Source organism: Roseovarius sp. PS-C2, from assembly GCF_018862045.1.
GTDB lineage: Bacteria > Pseudomonadota > Alphaproteobacteria > Rhodobacterales > Rhodobacteraceae > Roseovarius.
The window spans coordinates 30,739-56,362 of record NZ_JAHKSQ010000001.1; the positions used below are offsets into that span (position 1 = coordinate 30,739).

Here is a 25,624-nt window from a genome sequence, read left to right on the forward strand (position 1 = left end):
AAAGGGAGAACCCGAATGGCTGAAAGCACTAAAACCGCGAAGCTGACCATCGACGGCAAGGATTACGACCTGCCCGTTTACGCCGGAACCGCCGGTCCCGACGTGATCGACATTCGCAAGCTCTATGGGCAGGCGGGCGTTTTCACATACGATCCCGGCTTTACCTCGACCGCAAGCTGCGACAGCACGATCACCTATATCGACGGTGACAAGGGCCAATTGCTGCACCGCGGTTATCCGATCGACCAGCTGGCCGAGAAATCGCATTACCTCGAAGTGTGCTACCTGCTGCTGTACGGCGAACTGCCCTCGCCTGCGCAGCTGGAAGATTTCGAATCGCGCGTCACCAATCACACCATGATCCACGAACAGATGATGTACCTGTTCCGGGGCTATCGCCGCGATGCTCATCCGATGGCGATCATGGTGGGCGTGGTCGGTGCGATGTCGGCCTTCTACCATGACAGCACCGATATCTCCGACCCCTGGCAGCGCGAGGTCGCCTCGATCCGCATGGTCGCCAAGATGCCGACCATCGCGGCCATGGCCTACAAGTATTCCATCGGTCAGCCCTTCGTCTATCCGCGCAACGATCTGGATTACGCCTCGAACTTCCTGCGCATGTGCTTTGCCGTGCCCGCCGCCGATTACGAGGTGAACCCGATCCTCAGCCGCGCGATGGACCGGATCTTTACCCTGCACGCCGATCACGAACAGAACGCCTCGACCTCGACGGTGCGTCTGGCGTCCAGTTCGGGGGCAAACCCGTTTGCCTGTATCGCCGCCGGCATCGCCTGCCTCTGGGGCCCCGCGCATGGCGGCGCCAACCAGGCCTGCCTCGAAATGCTGCAGGAAATCGGCACGCCCGACCGCATCCCCGAGTTCATCGCGCGCGCCAAGGACAAGGACGATCCGTTCCGCCTGATGGGCTTCGGCCACCGGGTCTACAAGAACTTCGATCCGCGCGCCAAGGTGATGAAGCAATCCGCCGACGAGGTGCTGGATCTTCTGGGCATCGAAGACAATCCGACCCTGCAGGTCGCCAAGGAACTGGAAAAGGCGGCGCTGGCCGATCCCTATTTCGCCGAGAAGAAACTGTTCCCGAACGTCGATTTCTACTCGGGCATCATTCTCGAGGCGATGGGCTTCCCGACCTCGATGTTCACGCCGATCTTCGCGCTCAGCCGCACCGTCGGCTGGATTTCCCAGTGGAAGGAAATGATCAGCGATCCGCAGTTGAAAATCGGGCGTCCCCGTCAGCTGTATCATGGCGAAACGCTGCGCGATTACGTCGATATCGAAAACCGCTGACGCACGCGGATCGAACCGAGAACCGGGGCCGGGATGCAGCACGCATTCCGGCCCTTTTCTTGTGGGAGATAGATCGAATTTTACGGAAATTCGCCATGACCGGCCGGACAGGCATTCACCCGGTCTTTACCACCGCCCTGCGATCAATGGCCCGTCGTCAACGATCGCACAGGAAACACTGTCATGGCCTTCCTCGCTCTGTTCCTTCTGGTCGGTGCCTCGCTTGCCGGAATGGTGGGGGTGTCCGCCGGTGATATCGACATCGCCGGCGGGGCCGTGGATGACGATGATGTCATGGATGGCACCGACGGGCAGGATACCTTCTCGGGCGGCAGCGGGAACGACCTGCTGATCGGACGGGACGGCGATGACGACCTGTCGGGCGGGGCCGGAACGGACTGGCTGCTGGGGCTGGAGGGCGATGATCTGCTTGCAGGCGGCGCCGGGGCGGATGTCCTGATCGGCGGCGCGGGGGTCGACACGCTGACCGGCGGCGCGGGCGACGATTTCATCGAGGCCGCCAATGTGGTGGACGAAACCGCGCTGGTGGCATCGCTGGACGGGCTTGAAAACCTGGGAGATATCGCCTTTGGCTATGCCCTGCCCGGCCCGTCCGACACCGGCGATACCGTCGATCTGGGGCCGGGCGACGATACCATCGTCGCGGGCAGCGATGATTCTGTGACCGGCGGCGACGGATCGGATGAATTCGCCCTTGGCGACTGGATCGAAGGCGACCGGCCCGTCGTGATCGAAGATTTCGATCTGGCCGAGGATCTGATTTCCTTCGTGCATGCCGACGATCAGCCGGCCCCCGACATGACGCTGGAGGTGGACAGGCAAACCGGCATGACCACGATCAAGGCCGACGGTCACGCCGTGGCCGTACTGCGCAACGCCAGCCCCGAGTTTTCCCTGCGCAACGTCGCGGTGGGCCGCTATGCCGCCTGATAACGTGCGGCTTTCGTTTCCAGTCAGGAACCAAAGACAGCAGAAGCCGTAAATAATACCGAAAACAGCAACAACAACACCCCCATAGCGTGACCGTGGCGTCGAAGGCGGCACCGGCGATGACCGGCTGAGCGGCCTTACCAGCGATGACGCGCTGACCGGGGGCGACGGAAACGACAGTCTTTTCGCGGATGACGCCACCGAGGGCGACGCCACCGTCCTGCTGGACGGCGTGGCGGTCAGTGTGGTTCAGGGCGTCGGCACCGGCTTCACCGCCGCCAATGTCCAACTGGACCCGCGCGCGGCGGCCACACCCTGACGCACAAGCAAAAGGCGCGGCCCCCGCTGGCCGCGCCCACATGTCCGGCGACGTTGCGCGCCGCCCTCAGCGCCCTTCGTATTTCGCCGGGCGCTTTTCGAGAAACGCCACCACGCCCTCCTTGAAATCGCGCGTCGTCCCGCAAATGCCCTGCGATTTCGCCTCGAGGTCCAGCTGCCCGTCGTAATCGTTGCTCCAGCTCTGCCGGATCGCCTGTTTCAACTGCGCGTAGGCCACGGTCGGCCCCTTGGCCAGATGCGCCGCGCGTGCCTGCCATTTGGCCTCGAACCCGTCGTCACCGACCGCCTCCCAGATCATACCCCAGTCGCTCGCCTGCCGGGCGCTGACCGGCTCGGCGAACAGGGCCGCCCCCATCGCCTTGGCCGCCCCCATCTGGCGCGGCAGCCAATAGGTGCCCCCGGCATCCGGGATCAGCCCGATCCGCGTAAAGGCCTGCAGGAAATAGGCGCTCTCGGTGGCGATCACCACATCGGCGGCCAACGCCAGATTGGCCCCCGCCCCGGCGGCGGCGCCGTTCACCGCACTGATCGTCGGGATCGGGCATTCGCCTATGGCGCGCAGCATGGGCTCGTACTCGTCGCGCAGCACCCGTTCCAGATCCAGATTGGCGGCATTCCCGCCATCGCTCAGATCCTGCCCCGAGCAAAAGCACTTGCCATTGCCCGTCATCACCAGCACCCGCGCCGATTTCCCGGCCACGCCAACGGCATCGGTGATCTCGGCGCGCATCTGGGTGTTGAGCGCGTTCATCTTGTCCGGGCGGTTCAGCCGCAGAACGGCAACGCCGTCCGCGATCTCCAGCGTGATGGTCTGATAGTCTTTCACCGGGCCTGTCCCCCTGCATCCTGTTGCGATTTGCGGCGATCAAACCCGATTTCGCCCGGCAGGGAAAGCAGAACGGCGCGTCAGTCCTTCATGATCTCGCGCAGGCGCTCGGCCTCCTGATCGCTCAGCGGCTCGAGCCGGCCTTCCTCGGCCCGTTCCCGGCGGCGCAGATAGGTCCAGCCCAGACCGGCCCCCACCAGCAGCATCGCAGGCCCCGCCAGCCACAGCACGAGGTTCGATCCCGTCGCGCGCGGATTCAAAAGCACATATTCGCCATAGCGATCCACGATGAACTCCACGACCTCATCGTCGCTGTCCCCCGCGACCAGCCGCTCGCGCACCAGCAGACGCAGATCGCGCGCCAGCCCGGCATTGGAATCGTCGATGCTTTCGTTGCGGCACACAAGACAGCGCAGCCCGGAGGAAATATCGCGCGCGCGCGCCTCGAGTTGCGGATCGTCCAGCATCTCGTCGGGCTGCACCGCAAGCGCCGGCGCGGCCAGCAGGCACAGGGCAAGGCTCAGGATCAGGCGTTTCATTCGGCTGGCACTCCGGCGGCGGGGGTGGATTTGCGCGCACCGGCGGCCACGCGATAGCGCCGGTCGCTCAGGCTCAGCGCACCGCCGATCGCCATCAGGATCGACCCTCCCCAGATCCAGTTCGCCAGCGGCTTGTAATAGGTCCGAACGGCCCAACCGCCATTGTCCTGCGGATCGCCGATGACAACATAGACATCCCGCAGGAACCCGTTATCCAGCGCCGCCTCGGTCGTGGGCATTCTGGCCACCGGGTAGAACCGTTTCTCCGGCTGCAGGGTCGAAATCACGGCCCCGTCACGCGACAGGATCATATCCGCCTGCGTGGCCTCGTAATTCGGCCCCCTGATGTCCCGCACGGCATCCAGCGTGACGGTATAGCCCGCCAGGTCCAGGCTTTCGCCCACCTGCAACACTCGGATATCCTCGGCCTCCCAGGCCATGACCCCGGCAATCCCGGCCATGGTCACGCCCAGACCGGCATGCGCCACCGCCTTGCCCCAATCGGCGCGCGGCAGGCGCGTCAGACGGCTCAGGCGGTTTGCGCCGCGTCCGGTGCGGCTCCACAGGTCCACCGCCGCGCCGGACATCAGCCATGCCCCCAGAAACAGCCCCACGGGGCCAAGCGCACTACGCCCGGTCTGCATCGCAAAGGCCAGCGCCCCCACCGCCACGGCCAGCACGAACGCCCCGCGCAAGGGCCGGATGGCGCGCGCCAGATTGCCCCGTTTCCACGGCAGCATCGCCCCCACCGGCAGGATCAGCCCAAGCGCCACCATGAAGGGCGTGAAGGCCATATTGAAGAACGGCGCCCCGACCGACAGCTTGCGGTCGAACGCCATTTCACTGACCAACGGCCAGATCGTGCCGACGAACACCACAAAGGCGGCAACCGCCAGCAGCACATTGTTGATCACCAGCACCGATTCCCGGCTGACCAGCGAAAACACCCCCTTGGCCTGCAACACGTTGCCTCGCGCGGCGAACAGCGTCAGCGCGCCCACCATGAAGACCGCGAGGATCAGCAACAGGAACACGCCCCGCTCGGGGTCGCTGGCAAAGGCATGGACCGAGGTGATCACCCCCGACCGGGTGATGAACGCCCCCACCATCGAAAAGCCGAAGGCGATGATCGCCAGCAGGATCGTCCAGCTTTTGAGGCTCTCGCGTTTTTCCACCACGATGGCCGAATGCAACAGCGCGGCGGCGATCAGCCACGGCATGAAACTGGCGTTTTCCACCGGGTCCCAGAACCAGAATCCGCCCCAGCCCAGCTCGTAATAGGCCCACCAGCTTCCCAGCCCGATACCGATGGTCAGGAAAATCCACGCCGCCAGCGTATAGGGCCGCACCCAACGGCCCCAGGCCGCATCCACGCGCCCCTCGATCAGGGCCGCCACGGCAAAGGAAAACGTCATCGAAAGCCCGACATAGCCCAGGTACAGGAACGGCGGGTGGAAGGCCAAGCCGGGGTCCTGCAACAGCGGGTTCAGGTCCTGCCCGTCAAAGGGCGGCACGCCCATCCGCAGGAACGGGTTCGAGGTGAACAGGATAAAGGCAAAGAACGCCACGCCGATCATCGCCTGCACCGACAGCACCCGCGCCTTCAGCGTCGGTGGCAGGTTGCCCCCGAACCACGCGGCGAACGCCCCGAACAGGGTGACGATCAGCACCCACAACAGCATCGACCCCTCGTGATTCCCCCACACGCCGGTGATCTTGTAGAGCATCGGCTTGGCGGAATGGCTGTTCACCGTCACCAGCCGCACCGAGAAATCCGAGGTAACAAAGGCATAGGTCAGCGCGGCAAAGGCCGTCGCGGTCAGCAGGAATTGCACATTCGCCGCCGGTTCCGCCACGGCCATCCAGCCGGGCCAGCGTTTATGCGCCCCCACAAGGGGCACAACCGCCTGAACGCAGGCAACGAAGAAGGCGAGGACGAGGGCAAAGTGGCCGAGTTCTGTAATCATGGGCGCATAATACGCGTTTTCACCGTGGCGGGCCAACGGGATTCGGCACGCCGCGGTGATCACATTGTCGCGGGGTCAGCGGCCCCGCCGGTTGTCGCGCCGCCGCCACTCCGCCAGTGCCGGGTTGGTGGCGGGGCGCAGCACCTCCTGTACCATGCGCGCATCCGCGCCCGGATCGGCCACGCCGGGGCTGTCCGCGCGCAGGCTTTCAAGCCGGTCCAGATTCTCCAGCACCACCGGCGTTTGCGCCAGGGTCCGCGCCAGTAAGCGTTGGAATTCCTGGCCCTTCAACTGATGCCGCGCGCCGAAATAGAAACTCACGATCGCGCCCAGCAACCACCACAGCGGCTCGGGCACCAGCGCGATGCCCTGCATCCGCGCGGCAAACCATACCGGATCGACCATCGCGGCCACGAACAATCCCAGCGTCCCAAGCGCCAGCGCCGGGCGCGGCACCCGGTTCAGCCCGTCCATGACTCGATCGAACCGGCCGCGCGGCGGCTGGCCGAACTCGGCCCCGAACTGCTCCACCGCCGCCGCGCGCTGTTCGCTCTCGCGCGCTGCCCCGGCCTCGGCATTTTCGCGAAACACCTCGGCGGTCTGCGCCACCACGTTGCGCCCGTCGCCGAAGAACAATGTCACGATCCGCTCGATCATCCCCATGCCGCCACCCTTTCGCGAAAGTCCTGTTCGCTCAGATGAAACCGGGGCGAAATGAACTCCTCGGCCCGCCTGATCCAGCCCCCCTTGCCGCCCGCGCGGGTGCGGGCGTATTTCCGGCTGGCGGGCCGCCGGTCGGCCAGGGCGAGGTAATAGTTGCGCCGCGCGATCCCGTAGGCATCGGCGATATGATCCGGCGCGCCGCGCGCCACCCGTTGCGCGGCGGCGATGGTTTGCGGCCCGATCACGCCGTCCACCGTCACCTCCTGCCCCATGTCGCGCAACAGACGTTGCAGGATCTTCACCGCATTCGCGCCCGCGTTCACATACATGTCGAACACGCTGGCACGCAGCACCGGGGGCAGGTCGTCAATGCGGGGGCGGTGGTAATACTGCCCGACAAAGATATCCTCGGCCTGCGCACGGCTCAGGCGGCGCACATCCCCGACCCCCACAGCGCCATCGCCATCCAGATCCATCCCCAAACGACGCATGGTGTGAATGGTGACGCCGTATTTCGTCGCCCCGCCCGGATCGTCCGGGTCATCCACGAATCCCCCTTCGCGGGCGATGATCTGTTTTGCGATATCCGATACGCCGAGCATGATCCGGTCCTTCCTGCCGCATGACGGGGCAAGACTGACCGTGAAAGGTTAACGACTGGCTTGAACAGCGTGCGCAGCGGGCGTTCAGCTTCCGCTGCTGTGCCCGTTATACTCGCCCTCGGGGTCCTGATAGACGCCCTGCTCCTTGAGCGCGTCCACCACTTCCTTGGGCATGTAATCCTCGTCGTGCTTGGCAAGAATCTCGGTGGCGCGGAACACTTCGCCGTCATAGGTGCCCATGCCGACCATGCCCTGATTTTCCTCGAACAGGTCAGGCAGAACGCCGGTATAGCTTACCGCCACCACGGCCCCGCCATCCGTCACGTTGAAGCGGATTTCCTCACCCTGCCCGCGCACAAGACTGCCATCCTCGACCAGCCCGCCAATGCGGAACACTTCCGTCGGGCCGGGCGGTTCGGCGACGATTTCACTGGGCGAGCGGAAAAAGTTGATCCCGTCCTTGAAAGCGAAACCGATCAGGCCCACCGAGGCAATCAACGCAACCGCAGCAATGAGAACAACCTGCACCCTGCGTTTCTTCTTCAGCGATTTCATGGCCTTGCTCCAATCGGATCACGGGAATACCGGGGCCAGCATCAGACCTTCGGTTTCCTGAATATCTAGCATCAGATTGGCATTCTGCAATGCCTGTCCGCTGCTACCTTTTGTCAGGTTATCCAGCGCGGCGATCACGATGGTCTTGCCGGGGATACGGTCGGCGACCACGCCGATATGACAGAAATTGCTGCCCCGCACATGGCGGGTGCTGGGCGCCTCGCCCATCGGCAACAACTCGATGAACGGCTCGTCCCCGTATTGCGCGGCCAGCGCATCGTGAATCGCCCCGGCCTCGCCCTTGACATACCCGGTGGCCAGAATACCCCGGTTTGCCGGCACCAGATGCGGGGTGAACTGGATATGCACATCCCGCCCGGCAATCGCGCTGAATTCCTGATCGAATTCGCCCAGATGCCGATGCGTGCCGCCCACCGCATAGGCATGATAGCCCTCGCTCAACTCGGCATGCAGCAGGTTTTCCTTGAGGCTGCGCCCCGCGCCGGACACCCCGCATTTCAGGTCGAGGATGATGTCGTCAAGGTCGATCACCCCGGCCCCGATCAGCGGGCGCAGAATATACTGCCCCGTCGCCGCGTTACAGCCCGTCCCGGCCACCAGCCGCGCAGTCCTGATCTCATCGCGATAGAACTCGGTCAGCCCGTAAACCGCCTCTTTCTGCAACTCGACAGCCGAATGCGGGTTCCCATACCATTTTTCATAAGCCGCCGGATCACGCAGCCGGAAATCGGCGCTCAGGTCCACGATCCGCAAGTCACGCGGCAGGGCGCTGATCACCTCCTGGCTGGTCTTGTGCGGCAAGGCGCAAAAGCACAGGTCGATGCCGGCAAAGTCGATCTCGTCGATCTTGACCAGATCGGGCAGGTCCAGATGCCGCAAATGCGGAAACACCTGCGCCATGCTCTGCCCCGCCTTGGAATTCGCGCCAAGCGCGGCAATCTCCATCCCCGGATGGGTGGCGATCAGCCGGACAAGCTCGGCCCCGGTATACCCGCTGGCCCCCAGAATCGCGATTTTATGGCTCATCTCCGCCCCCGATATTGATCGGCATGTGCCTACATGCTGGACACGCGATTGCCAAGAGCGGGCAAAACCCCGCCAGCCCCATTGATTCACGACAGGACACAGGCTTTACTCCCACGCAAAACAGCAAGCGCAAATCACACCCAAGGGTCGGATCGGCCAATCGCGGCCCGCGAGCCTCTCCGCCCCGGAAACAGGATACCCCCATGCCCCTTTCCCAAGACCTCAAGGACAAGATCATCCAGGCGGTGAACGACGGGTTCGATGAACAACTCGACTTCACCCAAACCCTGATCCGCTTCCCCTCGACCCGCGGGCAGGAGCATGAGATCGTCAAATTCATCGCCAGCCAGATGGCCGAGCGCGGATACCAGATCGACCAGTTCGACATGGACCGCGCTGCCATCGAAGCCCACGAAGGCGGCGGCAAATACAGCGACAGCCATTCCGACGCCCCCATAGTAGTGGGCACCCGCCTGCCCCGGCAGGAACGCGGGCGTTCGCTGATCCTGCAATCGCATGTCGATGTCGTCCCCACCGGCCCCGAGGACATGTGGACCGCCCCACCGTTTCAGCCCCATATCGAGGGCGACTGGCTCTATGGCCGGGGCGGGGCCGACATGAAGGCCGGTCAGGCGCAGATCTTCTTTGCCCTCGACGCCCTGCGCCGCGCCGGTGTCGCCCCTGCCGCACGCGTCCACCTGCAAACCGTGGTCGAAGAGGAATCCACCGGCAACGGCGCGCTGATGACCTATCTGCAAGGCTATACCGCCGATGCGGTCTTCATCCCCGAACCCGAAGAGGAAATGCTGGTGCGGGCCAATGTCGGCACGCTCTGGTTCCGGGTCGAGGTGCGCGGCACCCCCGTGCATGTGCGTGAAATGGGCAGCGGCGCCAACGCCATCGACGCCGCCTATCGCGTGATTGCCGCCCTGCGCGAGGTCCAGAGCGACTGGAACGCCGAAAAAGCCGACCACCCGTTTTTCGAGGACGAGGACCACCCGATCAACCTCAATATCGGCAAGATCGAAGGCGGGGACTGGGCCTCGTCGGTGCCCGCATGGTGCCGCTTCGATTGCCGCATCGCGCTCTATCCGGGCACGAAGGCCGCCGAGGCCGCGCAGGAAATCTCCGACCGCATCGCCGCCTTCGCCGCGCAGGATTCCTACCTGTCCAAATCCCCGCCCACGGTCACGTTCAACGGCTTCTTTTCCGAAGGCTACGTGCTAAAGCCGGGAACCGAGGCCGAATCCGTCCTGCACGCCGCCCATCGCGGCGCAACCGGCGAGGATCTGAAATCCTTCGTCACGCCGGGCTATCTCGATACCCGCGTCTACCAGCTCTACAATCGCATCCCGTCGCTGTGCTACGGCCCGAAATCCGAAAACATCCACGGCTTCGACGAACGCGTCAGCATCGAATCGATCCGCCGCACGACCATCACCATGGCCCTCTTCATCGCCGAATGGTGCGGAACCGAGGCGCTCGGGGAGTAAGGGAAATGTTAATGTCCGGTATCGCGCCGGGACACCGGCCTCTGCCGCTTTGCGCCCCACCCTCGGCATTTGCGCCCCTCATGGACGCAAATCTCCCGCACACCCCCGATTTTCGTACAAAACCCGCGTACACTTCGTACAAAACGTACGAAACGCTCAGGCGGCGGTAAAGGTGATCTCGCGGCGCAGGAATTGCGTGGCGCGGCTCGACACCCGCTTGGGATCGCCCGTGGTCAGAAACGCCGAGTCCGTCCCCTCACCCATCATGTTCGGATGGCGCGTCAGGTAATCGGCAAGGCTCTCGGCCACCAGGTTGGCTTGGCTATAGACCTGCACATCCGGCCCCAGGGCATCCTGAAAAACGTTTTGCATCAAGGGGTAATGGGTGCATCCCAGGATCGCCGCCTCGGGGGTCGGCATCTTGCGCTTCAGCGCATCGACATGCGAGCGCACCAGCGCCTCGGCCAGAATCATGTCGCCCTCTTCGATGGCGTCCACCACACCGCCACAGGCCTGCGCCTCCACATCCACGCCGATCGCACGAAACGCCAGCTCCCGCTGAAACGCCCGACTGCTCACCGTCGCCGGAGTCGCAAACAGTGCCACATGTTTGACAGCCACCTCGCGCGGCGGGGAATTGTCGCCCCACTGACGCTCGGTAAGTGCTTCAATTAACGGGACAAAAACGCCCAGAACCCGCTTGTCGCGCGGCACCCAGCTTTCCTGCATCCGGCGCAGCGCGGCGGCGCTGGCGGTGTTGCAGGCCAGGATCACCAGATCGCACCCCGCCTCCCATAACCGGGTGACCGCCCTGGTCGTCAGATCGTAAACATCATCGGCATCGCGCACCCCGTAAGGCGCATGTGCGTTGTCGCCGTAATAGACGAACGGCACGTCGGGCAGGCGTTTCTGCACCGCGTCCAGCACCGTCAGCCCGCCAAGCCCGCTGTCGAAAATCCCAACCGCCATGATGATCCGCGCCCCTGCGCCGCTATTCGAACTCGAAGCCGACTGCCCGTGGATCAACCGGCCTTGGGCTAAGCTCATACGTCTTGTGCCGCAGGAACGCCATAAGCGATTTGCTGTCTCCGGCACGCGCCTCCAGTTCATCGCGCCCGATGGGCTGCCCCACCACCACCCGCACCGAGGTATCCACCCGCTTGCGAAATTCCTTTATCAACAGGCCCATACGCAAGGTGGTATGCAGATGGCTGGCCACCTGGAACAACCGGCTGGTATGCCCGTCAAAGAACACCGGCACCACCGTGGCATCGGATTTCGCCACCATCCGCGCCGTAAAGGCGCGCCAGCCGGGGTCCATCGGCTGGGCAAAGGGTTTCGCCGCCGTGCTGACCGTGCCACCGGGGAAAATCCCGATCGCCCCGCCCTGCCCCAGATACTCCAGCGCGCGCTTGCGGGACTCGAGGTTCAGTTGCACGGCCTCCTTGGTTTCGTCGAAACTGATCGGCAGGATGATGCGGCTGACATCCTCGGCTTTGCGAAACACCTGATGCGCCAGAATACGGAAATCGCCGCGCGTCCGGCTCAGGATATGGCCCATCATGAGCCCGTCCAGAATACCGTAAGGATGGTTGGCGATCAGGATCAGCGGCCCCTCGCGCGGGATACTGTCGAGCGAGCCGCCCACAACGTCCAGCGTCAGGCCATAGCGTTCCACCATCACCTGCCAGAAATCCCGGCCCTGCGCGATCTCGTGCTCATACCCCCGCGCGCGCTTGATCAGCCCGATCCGCCCCGTCAGGTTTTCCATGGTGCGGATCATCACCCGCCCGCTGCGGGTGCGGGCGGAATGGGCATAGCTGATATCGCGCGCGATGTGCCGCTCCTGGCGCATGGGTCAATCCTGTACGATTCGGGCCTTGCGGTAGATCATCGCGACAGGAGTGACCAGATACGGTTACAGTTTTGCGACAAATGCGTGACGATCACTCCGCCGCCTGCGCCATCGGCGCGCCGCCCTGCCGGATCACCGCCAACAGTTCCTCGCGCCGCTTGGCCGCCTTCGCCTCGTTGGCCTGCTTGACCGGACCAAAGCCGCGAATCTGCAGGGGCAACCCGGCCAGCGCGACCACCGCATCCTGCGTGGCGTCGTCCAGTTTCGGCAGCACCTCGGCCATGTCGCGCTCGTATTGTTTGATCAGCGCGCGCTCCATCTTGCGCTCGGCGGTATAACCGAACGGGTCCAGCGGCGTGCCCCGCAGGCGTTTCATCTTCGACAGCCACCGCAGCGGACGTTCCAGCCACGGGCCGAACTCGCGTTTTTTCGGGCGGCCATCGGCACCGGCCTTGGCCAGCAGCGGCGGCGCCAGATGGAAGGTCATCTCGAAATCGCCGTCGAACTCGGCTTTCGCCTTGTCACGGGTCGACAGAAGCAATCGCGCGACCTCGTATTCGTCCTTGTAGGCCAGCAGCTTGTGATAGCCCTTGGCGACGGCCTCTTTCACCTCGGCGTCGTCAATCCCGTCCAGGAGTTTGCGATACCGTTTGGCCAATCCCTTGCCCTGATAGGAGACCAGTTGATCGGCCCGGAACGCGATCTTGTCGTCCAGCGATTTCGGCTTTTCCACCACGTTGGGCGTCAGCAAGGCCTGTGCCTCTTCGGGGAAAACCGCGGCCCACCGGCCCACGTCGAAGGCGCGCAGATTGCGCTCCACCGCCGCACCGTTCAGCGTGATCGCGTCGCGGATCGCTTCCAGCGACAGGGGCACCAGCCCCCGCTGCCACGCCGCGCCGAACACGATCATGTTGGAAAAGATCGAATCCCCAAGCGTCGCCGTCGCCAATTCATGCGCATCGAACAGTTGCACGTCGTCGCGCAAACGTGCCTCGAGCGACAGTTTCAGCCGATCCGTCGGCAGGCGAAACTCGGTGTTGCGGGTGAACTCGCCGGTGATGATCTCGTGGCTGTTCACCACCGCGCCAGTGCGGCCCGTGCGCGTCAGCCCCAGGGTCTTGGCCCCGGCACTCACTACCAGATCGCCGCCGATCAGCGCATCCGCCTCGCCCGTGGCCACGCGGATCGCGCTGATATCGGCAGGGTCATTGGCGACGCGGCAATGGATATGCACCGCGCCGCCCTTCTGCGCCAGCCCGGCCATTTCCATCATGCCTGCGCCCTTGCCGTCCAGCTGCGCCGCCTGCGCCATGATCGCGCCGATGGTCACAACACCGGTGCCGCCGACGCCGGTGATCACCACGTTATGCGTGCCGTCAATCTCGGGCAGCTTGGGCAGCGGCAGGTCGGGCAGATCGAACCCCTTGACCGCCTCCTTGCGGATTTTCGCGCCCTCCAGCGTCACGAAAGACGGGCAAAACCCCTTGAGACAACTGAAATCCTTGTTGCACGCGGATTGGTCGATCGCCCGTTTGCGGCCCAGCTCGGTTTCCTCGGGCACCACGGCCACACAGTTCGACTGCACGCCGCAATCGCCGCAGCCCTCGCAGACATCGGTATTGATGAACACCCGCTTGCCCGGGTCCGGGAAGGTGCCCCGCTTGCGGCGGCGGCGTTTCTCGGCGGCGCAGGTCTGGATGTAAACAATGGCAGATACGCCGCTGATTTTGGTAAATTTTTCCTGAACTTCCGGCAGCTCGGCCCGCTCGTGCCAGGTGATTCCACCGGGGAACACGCTGCGCTCGGGTTCTTCCTTGGCGTCATAGACCACGGCGATGTCCCTGACCCCCGCCGCCTGCAATTCGCGCACGATCCTCTCGGGCGTCAGATCGCCCTCGTTGGCCTGCCCGCCAGTCATCGCCACGGCATCGTTGTAAAGGATCTTGTAGGTCATCGTGACGCCCGAGGCCACGGCCGCCCGGATCGCCAGAATGCCCGAGTGGTTATACGTCCCGTCGCCAAGGTTCTGGAAGACGTGATCGCGGGTCGAGAACGGCGCCTCGCCGATCCAGTTCGCCCCTTCGCCGCCCATATGGGTAAAGCCGCTGGTGCCGCGATCCATCCACAGCGACATGATGTGGCAGCCGATCCCGGCATAGGCGCGCGACCCGTCCGGCAGCTTGGTCGATGTATTGTGCGGACACCCCGCGCAGAAATACGGCAAGCGCGCGGCGATCTCTTCTGCATTGTCGGATTTCTTATCTTCTTCAATGGCTTGCAAACCGGCCTTCACCCGATCCGTGCCGCGCCCTTCCTCGATCAGGATGGTGCCGATCTTTTCGGCGATCATCACCGGGTCCAGCGCCATGCGCGTCGGGAACAGCTCCTCGGAGTGCATGCCGCCCGCGCCGCCCTTGTACCAGCCATAGACGCGCCGCCCGCGCCGGTCGTCGAAAATCGCCTCCTTGATCTGCACCTCGATCAGCTTGCGCTTTTCCTCGACCACGACGATCAGCTCCAGTCCCTCGGCCCAGTCGTGAAACCCCTTCATGTCCATCGGGAAGGTCTGCCCGATCTTGTAGGTGGTCAGGCCCAACCGTTCGGCCTCGGCCTCGTCGATGCCCAGCAGGTCCAGCGCATGCACGAGGTCCAGCCAGTTCTTGCCCGCCGCGACAAAGCCGATCTTCGCGCCCGCCTTGCCCCAGACACGTTTGTCGATTTCATTCGCGTTTGCAAAGGCTTCCGCCGCGAACCTCTTGTGATCGATCATCCGCGCCTCTTGCGGGATCCAGTGATCGTTGAGGCGAATGTTCAGCCCGCCTTCGGGCATGTCGAACTCGGGCTCGACAAACTCCATCCGGTCCGGGCTGCCATCCACGACACTGGTCACTTCCACCGTGTCCTTCATCGTCTTCAACCCCGCCCAGACCCCGGCAAAGCGGCTCAGTGCAAAGCCGTACAGCCCGTAATCCAGGATTTCCTGAACACCGGCAGGCGACAGCACCGGCATATAGGCATCGACCAGCGCCCAATCGGACTGGTGGCACACGGTCGAGGATTCGCCGGTATGGTCGTCCCCCATGGCCATCAGGACGCCACCGTATTTCGAACTGCCCGCCATGTTGGCGTGGCGCATCACATCGCCCGAGCGGTCCACACCCGGCCCCTTGCCGTACCAAAGGCCGAACACGCCGTCATGCTTGCCCTCGCCGCGCAACTCGGCCTGCTGCGTTCCCCACAGCGCGGTCGCGGCAAGGTCTTCGTTCAGTCCCGGCTGGAACAGGACACCGGCCTCTTTCAGGGGCTTCTCGGCGCGCATCATCTGCATGTCGACCGCCCCCAGGGGCGAGCCGCGATATCCCGTGACATAGCCCGCGGTCTTCAGCCCCGCCGCCCGGTCCCGCGCGGCCTGCATGATCATCAGGCGAACCAGCGCCTGCGTACCGTTCAACAGAACAGGCGATTTTTCCAGGTCGTAGCGGTCATTCAGGGATACTGTATGCTTGCTCATCGCTCGCGCCCTCCCGTGCGATTGGTGTGCTTATATATAGGGCGATAATAGGTCATAATTAATGACCTACCAAGGGATATTTCACGAAATTGAACAGGTAAGCCTGTGGCCATAAATGAATTTTCTGGTATTGCGTGTCCGTGTCGCCAGTGAATCGAAAGTTGCAGGAATGGATTGGGATAAACTCAGAATATTTCACGCCGTGGCAGATGCCGGCAGCCTCACCCATGCGGGCGATCAGCTGCACCTGTCGCAATCGGCGGTCTCCCGCCAGGTCCGTGCGCTCGAAGAATCACTCAACGCCACCCTGTTTCACCGCCATGCGCGGGGGCTGATTCTCACCGAGCAGGGCGAATTGCTGTTCGACGCCACGCGCGCCATGATGAAGCGGCTCGATGCCGCCACCGCGCGCATCCGCGACAGCGAAGAAGAGGTGTTCGGCGAGTTGCGCGTCACCACCACCACGGGGTTTGGCTCGCTGTGGCTGGCGCCGCGCCTGCCGCATCTTTACAACAAGTACCCCGATCTCAAGATCGACCTCATGCTGGAAGAGCGGGTGCTGGACCTGCCGATGCGCGAGGCCGATGTCGCCATCCGAATGAAGGAACCCAGCCAGGCCGACCTGATCCGCAAGCGGCTGATGAGCGTGCATATGTGCCTCTATGCCTCGCCCGAATATCTCGCGCAGCGCGGCACACCCGAAACGCCCGCCGATCTGCATCATCACCGCCTGATCTGCCAGAATCCGCGCTCGGCGCAGGTGGGTGCGGGCGCGATGCTGATCAATGAACTGATGACGCACGACATCCCGTCGCTCCTGACGGTGAACAACTATTTCGGCGTCTTGCAGGGCGTTCTGCACAATCTGGGCATCGGCGTTCTGCCCGATTACCTGACGCAGGACTTCCCCAACCTCGTGCGCGTCCTCCCCGAGGTCCATTCCGTCGACGTGCCCGTGTTCCTCGCCTACCCCGAGGAACTGCGCCACTCCAAACGCATCGCCGCCTTCCGCGATTTCGTCCAGAACGAGATCATCACCTACCGCAAAAAGCTCAAGGAACATGCCGAAAGCTGACGATTTGGGCGCTTTTTGACTGAGGCATGCGCGCAACGCATATCGGGCATGATGCGCCTGCAGCATTATTACCCTTGATTGCACCGCGCGATATCCCTAAATCCCGCTCGTGACGGTGATTGCTTCTGGCGTCACCATCATACCTCCCTGTTGGACTATGGCCGAGCTTAGTGCTCGGCCTTTTTTTTGCGCAAACGCCGCAAGGGGGTTTTCAAACCGCCCAATTCATCATCGCTGCGCCCATCGCCCGAACAGGCGGGTCAGATCACCGGCAGGTCCGGCCCCGCCATCGACGACAACAGGCGCGGTGCGCCTTCGGTGATCACGATATTTTCCTCATGCACCATGATCCGCCCCGGCGCGATGTCGATCCCCGGCTCCAGCGTGATCACCATGCCGGGGCGCAGCTCGGTATGATCCTTCGCCGTCAGCGACAGCCCTTCGGTCAGTTGCATGCCCAGACCATGCCCCAGACGGCCCGCCCCCTCGCCGCCGCCCACGATATCGGCCATGACACGCCAGACATCGCTGGCCCGCGCGCCGGGGCGTGCGGCCTCCAGCCCCGCCTGCGTGGCCTCGATCAGCCGTGCATGGGCGTGCCTTTGCGCCGCACTGGCCCGGCCGATGGCGAAATTGCGGTCATAATCGCAGAAATACCCGTCACGCACCGCGCCCGTGTCCAGCATCAGCACATCGCCCATCGCCAGCGGCGTATCGGTGGCCGGTGAAATCACGTCGGCATAGCCCTGCGCGCCCGCGCCGCCCGCCAGATAAGGCACCCAATCGGCCCCTTCCTCCAGCAACAGGCGCTGGAAATCCCGGAACACCCGCGACAACGGCACACCGGGCGCGGCAATCTCGCCGACGCGCGCGAAGGCCCGTCCGGCAATCGCGCAGCTTTCGGCGATCTTGGCAATCTCGGCCCCGGACTTGATCGCGCGGCACCCCGCCACGATCCCCCGGTCATCGGTGAAGGTCAGCCCGCTCGCGCGTTTGACCCGCCCGAAATCCGCCAGCGGCATACGCAGGTGGCTTTCCGCCCCCGACGGTACGCCCACCGGGCCGCCCATCTCTTGCAGCGCCTCGGCCAACAGGCTCACGCCGTCATCCTCGGGGTCAGGCGCGGCCCAGGTGCGGATATCGCCGATCCATGTCGCCCACATCAGCGCCGCGCCGATCGACGGGATCACCGCCACCGGATCGCCGCTGACCGGCAGGATCAGGAACCACGGGCGGCTCGGGCTCTCCCAGAACCGCGTCAGGAAGCCGGTGAAATAGCGCAATTCCGGCTCGGTCGTCAGCAACAGCGCGCCAAGCCCTTCCTCCCCCATCCGTGCCTGCGCGCGGGCCAGCCGTCCGCGATATTCTTCAACCGGAAAGCCCCGGCTCACGCCTCGGCCTCTTCGCTCAGGATGCACAGAACCCGCGCCTCCTCCGGCAGGTCCATCAGCCGCAACGCCGCCAGCCCCGCCCCGCCCGACTCGGTCGTGGCAAGGCCCTGCACGGCCAGCTCCGGCAACACCGCGCTCGCCTCGGCATCGCTGATCGTCACGAACGCATCGGCATCCCGCGCCAGCCCCTTCAGCGCGATCAGCGACGGCGCCTTGCAATCCAGCCGCCCCATGTTCGACACCGGCCCCGTGCTCTCCTCGGGCCGTCCCGCCCTGATCGACCCCATCAGCGCAGGTGCGGCCTCGGGCTCGACCACGACAATCCGGGGGCTGTCGCCCCAGACATGGCGGAACCACGCGGCACAGGCCCCCGCCAGCCCGCCGACCCCGGCCTGCAACAGGATATGCGTGGGCGCTTGCGGCATCTGGCGCGCGGCCTCGGCGGCCATCGCCAGATAGCCCTCCATCAACCGATGCGGCAGGTCGAAATATCCGGGCCAGGAACTGTCCGACAGCAAGGTCCAGCCCTTTTCGTCCGCCGCATCGGCGGCGGCCTGCATGCTGGCCTCGTAATCGCGGCCCGCGCGCACCACCTCGGCCCCCTTGCCGCGCAAGCGCTGCGCAAACCCCTCGGGCACGGTGTCGGACAGGTACACCACCGCCCGCGCCCCGAACACATGCGCCCCGGCGGCCACCGACAACCCGTGATTGCCCGCGCTCGCCGTGACATAGGTGCGCCCGTTCAGCGCATTCGCCATATCCTTGGCGCCGGTTGCGGCAGCCTCATGTGCGATGACATAGGCCGCGCCAAGCGCCTTGAAACTGCCAAGCCCCATGCGCCCGCGCTCGTCCTTGATCCAGACCCGAGCGCCGAACCCCGCCGCCTCGACCAGCGGCGTTTCCCCCGCCGCCGTGCAGCGCGCCAGCAGCGCCTCGACCGCACCCGCGTCGATGCTGGGGGCCGGTGCGCCGTGCAGCACGTCTTGGGGCAGGCCCTTGCCCCGCCACGGATTGTCCAGACTGTCCATGATCCCTCCCGATGCGTCGCATCATAGCAACGCCATTCCCCCCTTCCGGTCAAGCAGGATCGCGCGGCCCCTTCCCCCGGCCCGCGCCATGCACTAAAGAGACCCCAACCGGACCACCCAGGGGGAATCCATTCACATGCAGGACCCGGCAATCACGCCCGAACTGATCGAGGCCCACGGCCTCAAACCCGACGAATACCAACTGATCCTCGATATCATTGGCCGCGAGCCCACGTTCACCGAACTGGGCATTTTCAGCGCCATGTGGAACGAGCATTGTTCCTACAAATCGTCCAAGAAATGGCTGCGCACCCTGCCCACCGAAGGGCCGCAGGTGATCTGCGGGCCGGGGGAAAACGCCGGTGTCGTGGATATCGGCGACGGTCAGGCGGTGATCTTCAAGATGGAAAGCCACAACCACCCCTCCTATATCGAGCCCTATCAGGGCGCGGCAACGGGCGTGGGCGGTATCCTGCGCGACGTGTTCACCATGGGCGCGCGCCCCATCGCCTCGATGAACTCGCTGTCCTTCGGCGAACCCGACCACCCCAAGACGCGCCAGCTCGTGCATGGCGTGGTCGAAGGTGTCGGCGGTTACGGCAACTGCTTCGGCGTGCCCTGTGCGGGCGGCGAGGTGCGCTTCGATCCGGCCTATAACGGCAACTGCCTCGTGAACGCCTTTGCCGCCGGTCTGGCGGATGCGGACAAGATCTTCTACTCCGCCGCCTCGGGCGTCGGCATGCCGGTGGTCTATCTCGGCGCCAAGACGGGCCGCGACGGTGTCGGCGGGGCCACTATGGCCAGCGCCGAATTCGACGAAACCATCGAGGAAAAGCGCCCCACGGTTCAGGTCGGCGACCCCTTCACCGAAAAACGCCTGATGGAGGCCACGCTGGAACTGATGGCCACCGGCGCTGTGATCTCGATTCAGGACATGGGCGCGGCGGGCCTCACCTGTTCCGCCGTGGAAATGGGCGACAAGGGCGATCTCGGCGTCCGGCTCAACCTCGAAGACGTGCCCTGCCGCGAAGAGAACATGACCGCCTACGAGATGATGCTCTCGGAATCGCAGGAGCGCATGCTCATGGTCCTGCGCCCCGAAAAAGAGGCCGAGGCCAAGGCGGTGTTCGACAAATGGGATCTCGATTTCGCCATCGTCGGCGAAACCATCCCCGAGGATCGCTTCCTCATCATGCACAACAACACGGTCAAGGCCGACCTGCCGCTCAAGGCGCTCTCGGGCAACGCCCCGGAATACGACCGCCCCTGGGTGGAAACCCCGGCGGCCGACCCGCTGGACAGCGATACCGTGCCGGGCGTCGATCCCATCGACGGGCTGCGCGCGCTCATTTCCTCGCCCAACTACTGCTCGCGCCAGTGGGTCTATGAACAATACGACACCATGGTCATGGCCGACACCGCCCGCACTCCGGGGCAAGGCGCGGGCCTGATCCGCGTGCACGGCACCGACAAGCTGCTGGCCTTCACCTCGGACGTGACGCCGCGCTATGTGCGCGCCAACCCCGTCGAGGGCGGCAAACAGGCCGTGGCCGAGGCCTATCGCAACCTCACCGCGCTTGGCGCGGTACCGCTGGCCACCACCGACAACATGAACTTCGGCAATCCCGAAAAGCCCGAGATCATGGGCCAGTTCGTCGGCGCGATCCAAGGCATCGGTCAGGCGGTCGCGGCGCTGGACATGCCCATCGTGTCGGGCAACGTGTCACTCTATAACGAAACCGACGGTCAGGCGATCCTGCCCACCCCCACCATCGGGGCCGTGGGCCTGATCCGCGATCCCGAAACGGCGATCACCGGCGAGGTGCGCGAGGGCCATGTCGCCCTCCTCGTGGGCGACACCACCGGGCATCTGGGCCAGTCCGCCCTGCTGGCCGAGGTCTATAACCGCGTCGAAGGCGATGCCCCCGCCGTCGATCTGGACACCGAGAAACGCCACGGCGATTTCATCCGCGCCAACCATGCGCTGATCAAGGCCTGCACCGACCTGTCTGATGGCGGGCTGGCGCTGGCCGCGTTCGAACTGGCCGAATCCGCGGGCGTCGGCGTGCATCTCGACAGCGACGACACCGCCTTCCTGTTCGGCGAGGACCAGGCGCGCTATCTGGTGGCCTGCAACTTCGATCAGGCCGAGGCGCTGATGATCGAAGCGGGCCGCGCCGATGTGCCGCTGCAGACCGTGGGCCGCTTTACCGGCGATACGGTGCGCTACGGCGCATCCGAAGCTCCGCTGAACGAACTGTCGCAACAGTTCCGCTCCAGCTTCGGCGCGCATTTCGCCTGACGATGTGACGCAGCAATCGGCGGGCGGTTCTGCCGCCCGCTCTTGCGCCGCCCCCGACCGCGCTCTACATCTTCGGGAGTAGACCAACAGGAGATGCCCGCATGCCGATGCAAGCCCATGAAATCGAGGATCTGATCCGCGCGGAGTTTCCCGATGCCCAGATCACCATCACCGATCTGGCAGGCGACGGAAATCACTACGCCGCCGAGGTGGTGGATGCCTCGTTCAAGGGGATGAACCGCGTCCAGCAGCAACGCGCCGTCTATGCCGCCCTCAAGGGCAAGATGGACGGCTCGACCGGCGAATTGCATGCGCTGGCCCTGACCACCAAGGCCCCCGGCTGATCCGATGGGCGCGGGCACGATCATCGTCAGCGTGATCGCCATCGCCGTGGTCACCGCCCTGCTCGCGGTGCTGCGGGTGAAAACCGATACCCTGTCGGCGCGCGGCTGCGACCCCGGACAGGGCGATCAGCTGATCGACATCGCCTATTGCTCGGGCGGATTGGGCGGCGGTCATGGCAGCGTCATGCGCGTCACCCGCGACCCGCAGCAATACGCCCGCGCCTTCGTGCCGGACCATGCCAGCGGGAAGCGGCGCCAGACCGGAAAGTGAGCGTAGCGTGCAAGCCACCGACAGTTTCAGTTTCTCCCCGTTCGGGCTCCCCGAAGGCCACATCCTGAGCGGGCACCCCGTCATCTTCCTGCTGATCGCCCCGTTTGCCATCCTGTTCGTCTGGGCCGCATGGCTGGAATTCCGGCGCTGGTATCGCCACGGGCCTTCCATGAACCGGCGGGCGGATTTCCCGATCGACAAGACCGCGCCCAGCTACGAGCCGCCCGAACCCAAAACCCGATCCTCCCGCGATGCCGGGAAGAACAGTCCTGAAAGGTAAACAATGACAGACGTGAAAACCCGTATCGCCGACACCGTGAAAGCCAATGACGTGGTGCTTTACATGAAAGGCACCAAGGACATGCCGCAATGCGGCTTTTCCAGCCGCGTCGCCGGGGTGCTGAATTTCATGGGCGTGGACTATGCCGATGTGAACGTGCTGGCCGACGAGGAAATCCGCCAGGGTATCAAGGATTATTCCGACTGGCCCACCATCCCGCAGCTTTACGTCAAGGGCGAGTTCGTCGGCGGCTGCGACATCATCACCGAAATGACCCTCTCGGGCGAACTGGACCAGCTCCTGGAACAGAACGGCGTCACCTTCGACAAGGACGCCGCCGACAAGATCCGCGAAGCCAACGCCTGAGGTGTGCCGGGGGATGATGGGGGCGCTGCCCCCGTCGCGCGCTGCGCGACTCCCCCGGGATATTTCCGGCAAGAAGAAGGGACGGGACGGCTCAGAGCGGCCAGAGTACCGCCGCCAGCCCCGCCGCAAAGGCGCCCGCGCGTAGCAAGGGCGCCTTTTTGCGCACCAGTGCCCAACTGATCAAGGCCAGTCCGAGGGCGATCTTTCCCGCTGCCAGCAGCGCGGCCTCCGGCGTGGCGGCCAGAGCGATCAGCGCCGGGTTCGCCACCATGCCGAGCGGGATCAGGTAGAGCCCGACCCCGAGCGTCATCGCCGTCAGCGCCACCTTGAGCCAGTTCTCCCCGATCATGCCCGATGCGATGAACACCGCGCCGCAAACCGGCGGCGTGATGGTGGACAACAGCGCATACCAGAAGACGAACAGATGCGCCTGCAACGGTTCCAGCCCCAGCTGGGTCAGCGCCGGACCGGCGACCGACACGCAGATCACATAGGCCGCCGTCGTCGGCACCTCCATCCCCAGCACAAGGCAGGCAATGGCGGTCAGCAGCAGCGACGGCCAGAGCATCCCGCCCGAAGCCGACAGGATCAGCGAGGTCAGCTTGACCCCAAGCCCCGTCACCCCCAGCACACCGATCACCAGCGACGCGCACAAGATGATCGACCCGATCAGCGCCACCTGCCGCGCCGCCGCCAGCACGGCGTTTTCCGCCCGTGTCAACGCGCGGCGCAGGTCGATCCGCAGATCGCCCCCCAGTATCAGCAGACACGCCGCGCCGAGGATCGCCAGACAGGCGGCATATTGCGGCGTCACCCCCAGCCCGAACATGCCCCATAGCAGGATCGCGAAAGGCACCAGGAAAAAGGCCGAGGTTATGGCCACATCCCGCCCCGCCGGGCGATCCTCAGCACGCAGGCCGCGCAGGTCGAAGCGGCGGGCATAGCCGTCGATCCCGATCCACACCGCCCAGAAATACAGCAGCGCCGGCAGCGCGGCAGCGGCCATGATGCCCGTGTAGGGTGTGCCGGTCAGTTCGACCATCACAAAGGCGCCCGCCCCCATCAGCGGCGGCATGATCTGCCCGCCCGACGAGGCCACGGCCTCGACCGCGCCGGCGATGCGCTTGGGATAGCCCAGCTTTTCCATGGCGGGCAGCGTGATCGCCCCGGTCGAGGCCACATTGGCCGAGGCCGACCCCGAGATCGAGCCGAACAGCGCCGAACTGAGGACCGACACCTTGGCCGCCCCGCCCCGCAACCGGCCCGCAGCCGCCGCCGCCACGTTCATGAAGCCCTGCCCGGCCTCGCCCGCGTTCAGCACCGCGCCGAAGATGACAAAGATCGACACCACGTTCACCGACACCGCGGTCAGGCTGCCCCACAGCCCGCCCTCGGCAATCACCAGCGTGCCGAGGAAACTTTCCACCGGCGTGCCCGAATGCCCGAAACGGCCCGGAATATGCTGGCCATAGAGCCCGTAAAGCAGCGCCAGCGCCGCCACCAGCGGCAAGGGCCAGCCGATCGCGCGGCGCGCGGCCTCCAGCACCACGAGGATCAGGACGGCGGCGATGGCCACCTGCCCCTGTCCCTCCAGAAACCCGTACTGATCGGCCAGCGCGCCCTGATTCCACACCACCCACAGCGCCGCCGCCGCTCCCGAAACCGCCAGTACCGCGCCCGAGGCCAGAGACCACCCGGCCCGGCCCCAGATCAGCACCCAGGGCAGCACGAACACCAGATGCAGCGGGCGGCTCACGAGGTTCGGCACCAGCCCGAAAAACACCAGACCGATGTGAAAAACGACAGAGGCCAGCGCAAAGCTGGCCCAGATCGCCCGCGCAGGCCCGGCCTGCACGGGGGTGTCGGAGGTTATCGTGCTCACTTCTGCGCGTCGGTCAGGGCGATGCCCGCCTCCTCGTAATAGCGCACGGCGCCGGGGTGGATCTTGCCGGTGATGTTCTCCATCAGCCCGGTATCCACACCGGCCCACCATTTGGCGGCCTCCGCCATCCTGTCCTTTTCCTCCCAGAAGGTCTTGGTCAGCAGATAGGCGGTGTCGTCATCCATCTTGGTGGTGGTGAAGGCCACGACCGGCAGCGAGGTGGTGGTGATATCCGCATCCTGCCCCGCATAGGTGCCCGCCGGAATGACCAGCCTGGCGCGCTTGGTCTCGGCGATTTCCTCGTCGCTCAGCGACAGAACGGTCACCCCGGTCGAGGCCGCGGCCTCGACCACGTTGGGCGCGGGCCACGACCCGGCGGTCACGAACCCGTCGATCTGCCCGTTCTTCAGCGCCGGAACCGCGTTGGACAATTCCACATCGGCGATGTTCACCTGATCCGCGATACCGAACAGGCCAAGGTATTTTTCACCCTCGCGCGCACCGAAACTGCCCTTGCCCAGCAGGATCGTCTTGCCCGCCATATCGGCAAAACCGGTCACGCCGCTGTCATTGGACATCACGAAATGCATGGTCAGTGACGGGATCGGAAACAGCGCGCGAATCTCGTCGAAGGCCGGATCGCCCTTGCCTTCGAACATCGCCTTGCCACCCTGCGCCAGCCCGACCAGCGCTGGGGGCGTGGTGAACACGTAATCGGCACCGCGCGCACGCACCTCCATCACGTTCTGGACCGAGCCCTGGCTTTCCTCGACCGTGACGCTGATCTCGCCGCCCGAGGCCTCCTGCATCGCCTCGGCGATCTGCACGGCCATCTGGTAATAGGACGACGCGGTTTTCGCCGATTTGTATGTCACGCGGGTTTCCGCCTGCGCGGGCAGCGCTGCGGTGGCTGCCAGCAGAACGGCAGCGGTGATGGAACGGATTTTCATGATAACCTCCCTGAGATTCGGCGCCATAAAACCGCTGTCGGCGCGGATGGTCAATGCCCCGCGCCCCCGAAAAACC

General features: G+C 64.8%; 23 protein-coding genes and 1 pseudogene. 10 read left to right on the plus strand and 14 right to left on the minus strand.

Annotated elements, in window-relative coordinates; translation table 11 throughout:
- Positions 1-15: 15 nt before the first annotated feature.
- From gltA to KPG71_RS19810, 3 genes and pseudogenes are all read left to right on the plus strand, one after another.
- Positions 16-1,311, plus strand: a complete 1,296-nt coding sequence (gene gltA / locus KPG71_RS00155) for a citrate synthase (RefSeq protein ID WP_216335863.1) — start codon at positions 16-18, stop codon at positions 1,309-1,311.
- A gap of 183 nt (positions 1,312-1,494) precedes the next feature.
- Positions 1,495-2,262, plus strand: coding sequence for a calcium-binding protein (locus KPG71_RS00160; RefSeq protein WP_216335865.1), 768 nt, complete (start codon positions 1,495-1,497; stop codon positions 2,260-2,262).
- A gap of 118 nt (positions 2,263-2,380) precedes the next feature.
- Positions 2,381-2,581: pseudogene (locus tag KPG71_RS19810) on the plus strand (hypothetical protein); the annotation flags it as partial.
- 66 nt (positions 2,582-2,647) lie between these two features.
- Here KPG71_RS19810 and KPG71_RS00170 read toward each other — a convergent pair.
- The 7 genes from KPG71_RS00170 to argC all read right to left on the minus strand — a co-directional run bounded on the left by KPG71_RS00170 (position 2,648) and on the right by argC (position 8,800).
- A complete protein-coding gene (locus KPG71_RS00170; protein WP_216335867.1) occupies positions 2,648-3,427 on the minus strand; it encodes an enoyl-CoA hydratase-related protein in 780 nt (259 codons plus the stop codon).
- 80 nt (positions 3,428-3,507) lie between these two features.
- Positions 3,508-3,966 carry a cytochrome c-type biogenesis protein gene (locus KPG71_RS00175; protein ID WP_216335869.1) on the minus strand — a complete coding sequence of 153 codons (459 nt, stop codon included), beginning with the start codon at positions 3,964-3,966 and terminating at the stop codon, positions 3,508-3,510.
- Positions 3,963-5,933 (minus strand): heme lyase CcmF/NrfE family subunit, encoded by a 1,971-nt coding sequence (locus tag KPG71_RS00180; protein ID WP_216335870.1) that lies wholly within the window; start codon positions 5,931-5,933, stop codon positions 3,963-3,965. The genes KPG71_RS00175 and KPG71_RS00180 overlap by 4 nt, the downstream gene beginning before the upstream one ends.
- Before the next feature lie 75 nt (positions 5,934-6,008).
- Positions 6,009-6,596, minus strand: a complete 588-nt coding sequence (locus KPG71_RS00185; protein ID WP_216335871.1) for a holin family protein — start codon at positions 6,594-6,596, stop codon at positions 6,009-6,011.
- Positions 6,587-7,198 carry a holin-associated N-acetylmuramidase gene (locus tag KPG71_RS00190; protein WP_216335872.1) on the minus strand — a complete coding sequence of 204 codons (612 nt, stop codon included), beginning with the start codon at positions 7,196-7,198 and terminating at the stop codon, positions 6,587-6,589. Before KPG71_RS00190 ends, KPG71_RS00185 begins: the two co-directional genes overlap by 10 nt.
- An 84-nt stretch (positions 7,199-7,282) precedes the next feature.
- Positions 7,283-7,753, minus strand: coding sequence for a cytochrome c maturation protein CcmE (gene ccmE / locus KPG71_RS00195; protein ID WP_216335873.1), 471 nt, complete (start codon positions 7,751-7,753; stop codon positions 7,283-7,285).
- Between the two features lie 18 nt (positions 7,754-7,771).
- A complete protein-coding gene (gene argC / locus KPG71_RS00200) occupies positions 7,772-8,800 on the minus strand; it encodes an N-acetyl-gamma-glutamyl-phosphate reductase (RefSeq protein WP_216335874.1) in 1,029 nt (342 codons plus the stop codon).
- Between the two features lie 203 nt (positions 8,801-9,003).
- On the opposite strand from argC, the gene KPG71_RS00205 reads away from it, so the two are divergent.
- Positions 9,004-10,293, plus strand: a complete 1,290-nt coding sequence (locus tag KPG71_RS00205; RefSeq protein WP_216335875.1) for an ArgE/DapE family deacylase — start codon at positions 9,004-9,006, stop codon at positions 10,291-10,293.
- 156 nt (positions 10,294-10,449) lie between these two features.
- Here the strand turns inward: KPG71_RS00205 and murI are convergent, their stop codons facing one another.
- The 3 genes from murI to KPG71_RS00220 all read right to left on the minus strand — a co-directional run bounded on the left by murI (position 10,450) and on the right by KPG71_RS00220 (position 15,659).
- Positions 10,450-11,262: a glutamate racemase gene (murI, locus tag KPG71_RS00210; protein WP_216336676.1), complete on the minus strand. Its 813-nt coding sequence runs from the start codon at positions 11,260-11,262 to the stop codon at positions 10,450-10,452.
- A 22-nt stretch (positions 11,263-11,284) separates the two neighbouring features.
- Positions 11,285-12,148 carry a lysophospholipid acyltransferase family protein gene (locus tag KPG71_RS00215; protein ID WP_216335876.1) on the minus strand — a complete coding sequence of 288 codons (864 nt, stop codon included), beginning with the start codon at positions 12,146-12,148 and terminating at the stop codon, positions 11,285-11,287.
- 91 nt (positions 12,149-12,239) lie between these two features.
- On the minus strand, positions 12,240-15,659 hold the full coding sequence (locus KPG71_RS00220) for an indolepyruvate ferredoxin oxidoreductase family protein (protein ID WP_216335877.1): 3,420 nt from the start codon (positions 15,657-15,659) through the stop codon (positions 12,240-12,242).
- 169 nt (positions 15,660-15,828) lie between these two features.
- Here KPG71_RS00220 and KPG71_RS00225 point away from each other — a divergent pair, with 169 nt between their 5' ends.
- Entirely contained in the window at positions 15,829-16,734 is a 906-nt protein-coding gene (locus tag KPG71_RS00225) for a LysR family transcriptional regulator (protein ID WP_216336677.1), read from the plus strand.
- Between the two features lie 260 nt (positions 16,735-16,994).
- Here KPG71_RS00225 and KPG71_RS00230 read toward each other — a convergent pair whose 3' ends face one another.
- Entirely contained in the window at positions 16,995-18,125 is a 1,131-nt protein-coding gene (locus KPG71_RS00230) for a Xaa-Pro peptidase family protein (RefSeq protein ID WP_216335879.1), read from the minus strand.
- Entirely contained in the window at positions 18,122-19,153 is a 1,032-nt protein-coding gene (locus KPG71_RS00235) for a pyridoxal-phosphate dependent enzyme (protein ID WP_216335880.1), read from the minus strand. Before KPG71_RS00235 ends, KPG71_RS00230 begins: the two co-directional genes overlap by 4 nt.
- A gap of 136 nt (positions 19,154-19,289) precedes the next feature.
- Here KPG71_RS00235 and purL point away from each other — a divergent pair, with 136 nt between their 5' ends.
- From purL to grxD, 5 genes are all read left to right on the plus strand, one after another.
- Positions 19,290-21,455, plus strand: a complete 2,166-nt coding sequence (purL, locus tag KPG71_RS00240; RefSeq protein ID WP_216335883.1) for a phosphoribosylformylglycinamidine synthase subunit PurL — start codon at positions 19,290-19,292, stop codon at positions 21,453-21,455.
- Positions 21,456-21,556: 101 nt separating this feature from the next.
- On the plus strand, positions 21,557-21,799 hold the full coding sequence (locus KPG71_RS00245) for a BolA family protein (protein WP_216335884.1): 243 nt from the start codon (positions 21,557-21,559) through the stop codon (positions 21,797-21,799).
- Positions 21,800-21,803: 4 nt separating this feature from the next.
- Entirely contained in the window at positions 21,804-22,070 is a 267-nt protein-coding gene (locus tag KPG71_RS00250; protein ID WP_216335886.1) for a hypothetical protein, read from the plus strand.
- Between the two features lie 7 nt (positions 22,071-22,077).
- Positions 22,078-22,350, plus strand: coding sequence for a hypothetical protein (locus KPG71_RS00255; RefSeq protein ID WP_216335888.1), 273 nt, complete (start codon positions 22,078-22,080; stop codon positions 22,348-22,350).
- A 3-nt stretch (positions 22,351-22,353) separates the two neighbouring features.
- Entirely contained in the window at positions 22,354-22,716 is a 363-nt protein-coding gene (gene grxD / locus KPG71_RS00260; RefSeq protein ID WP_216335890.1) for a Grx4 family monothiol glutaredoxin, read from the plus strand.
- 91 nt (positions 22,717-22,807) lie between these two features.
- Here the strand turns inward: grxD and KPG71_RS00265 are convergent, their stop codons facing one another.
- Both KPG71_RS00265 and KPG71_RS00270 read right to left on the minus strand, forming a co-directional pair.
- The gene (locus KPG71_RS00265; protein ID WP_216335893.1) at positions 22,808-24,598 is read right to left on the minus strand and encodes a TRAP transporter fused permease subunit; all 1,791 of its coding nucleotides are present in this window, start codon (positions 24,596-24,598) and stop codon (positions 22,808-22,810) included.
- Positions 24,595-25,548, minus strand: coding sequence for a TAXI family TRAP transporter solute-binding subunit (locus KPG71_RS00270; protein ID WP_216335895.1), 954 nt, complete (start codon positions 25,546-25,548; stop codon positions 24,595-24,597). The genes KPG71_RS00265 and KPG71_RS00270 overlap by 4 nt, the downstream gene beginning before the upstream one ends.
- Positions 25,549-25,624: the final 76 nt, after the last annotated feature.

Bases quoted from the DNA above. Each gene is read 5' to 3' on its own strand.
- KPG71_RS00205 (WP_216335875.1), top strand. From the start codon at position 9,004: ATGCCCCTTTCCCAAGACCTCAAGGACAAGATCATCCAGGCGGTGAAC.
- KPG71_RS00270 (WP_216335895.1), bottom strand. From the start codon at position 25,548: ATGAAAATCCGTTCCATCACCGCTGCCGTTCTGCTGGCAGCCACCGCA.
- grxD (WP_216335890.1), top strand. From the start codon at position 22,354: ATGACAGACGTGAAAACCCGTATCGCCGACACCGTGAAAGCCAATGAC.
- KPG71_RS00225 (WP_216336677.1), top strand. From the start codon at position 15,829: ATGGATTGGGATAAACTCAGAATATTTCACGCCGTGGCAGATGCCGGC.
- ccmE (WP_216335873.1), bottom strand. From the start codon at position 7,753: ATGAAATCGCTGAAGAAGAAACGCAGGGTGCAGGTTGTTCTCATTGCT.
- KPG71_RS00160 (WP_216335865.1), top strand. From the start codon at position 1,495: ATGGCCTTCCTCGCTCTGTTCCTTCTGGTCGGTGCCTCGCTTGCCGGA.
- KPG71_RS00175 (WP_216335869.1), bottom strand. From the start codon at position 3,966: ATGAAACGCCTGATCCTGAGCCTTGCCCTGTGCCTGCTGGCCGCGCCG.
- KPG71_RS00190 (WP_216335872.1), bottom strand. From the start codon at position 7,198: ATGCTCGGCGTATCGGATATCGCAAAACAGATCATCGCCCGCGAAGGG.
- KPG71_RS00180 (WP_216335870.1), bottom strand. From the start codon at position 5,933: ATGATTACAGAACTCGGCCACTTTGCCCTCGTCCTCGCCTTCTTCGTT.
- argC (WP_216335874.1), bottom strand. From the start codon at position 8,800: ATGAGCCATAAAATCGCGATTCTGGGGGCCAGCGGGTATACCGGGGCC.
- KPG71_RS00185 (WP_216335871.1), bottom strand. From the start codon at position 6,596: ATGGGGATGATCGAGCGGATCGTGACATTGTTCTTCGGCGACGGGCGC.
- KPG71_RS00215 (WP_216335876.1), bottom strand. From the start codon at position 12,148: ATGCGCCAGGAGCGGCACATCGCGCGCGATATCAGCTATGCCCATTCC.
- purL (WP_216335883.1), top strand. From the start codon at position 19,290: ATGCAGGACCCGGCAATCACGCCCGAACTGATCGAGGCCCACGGCCTC.
- KPG71_RS00220 (WP_216335877.1), bottom strand. From the start codon at position 15,659: ATGAGCAAGCATACAGTATCCCTGAATGACCGCTACGACCTGGAAAAA.
- KPG71_RS00245 (WP_216335884.1), top strand. From the start codon at position 21,557: ATGCCGATGCAAGCCCATGAAATCGAGGATCTGATCCGCGCGGAGTTT.
- KPG71_RS00250 (WP_216335886.1), top strand. From the start codon at position 21,804: ATGGGCGCGGGCACGATCATCGTCAGCGTGATCGCCATCGCCGTGGTC.
- gltA (WP_216335863.1), top strand. From the start codon at position 16: ATGGCTGAAAGCACTAAAACCGCGAAGCTGACCATCGACGGCAAGGAT.
- murI (WP_216336676.1), bottom strand. From the start codon at position 11,262: ATGGCGGTTGGGATTTTCGACAGCGGGCTTGGCGGGCTGACGGTGCTG.
- KPG71_RS00235 (WP_216335880.1), bottom strand. From the start codon at position 19,153: ATGGACAGTCTGGACAATCCGTGGCGGGGCAAGGGCCTGCCCCAAGAC.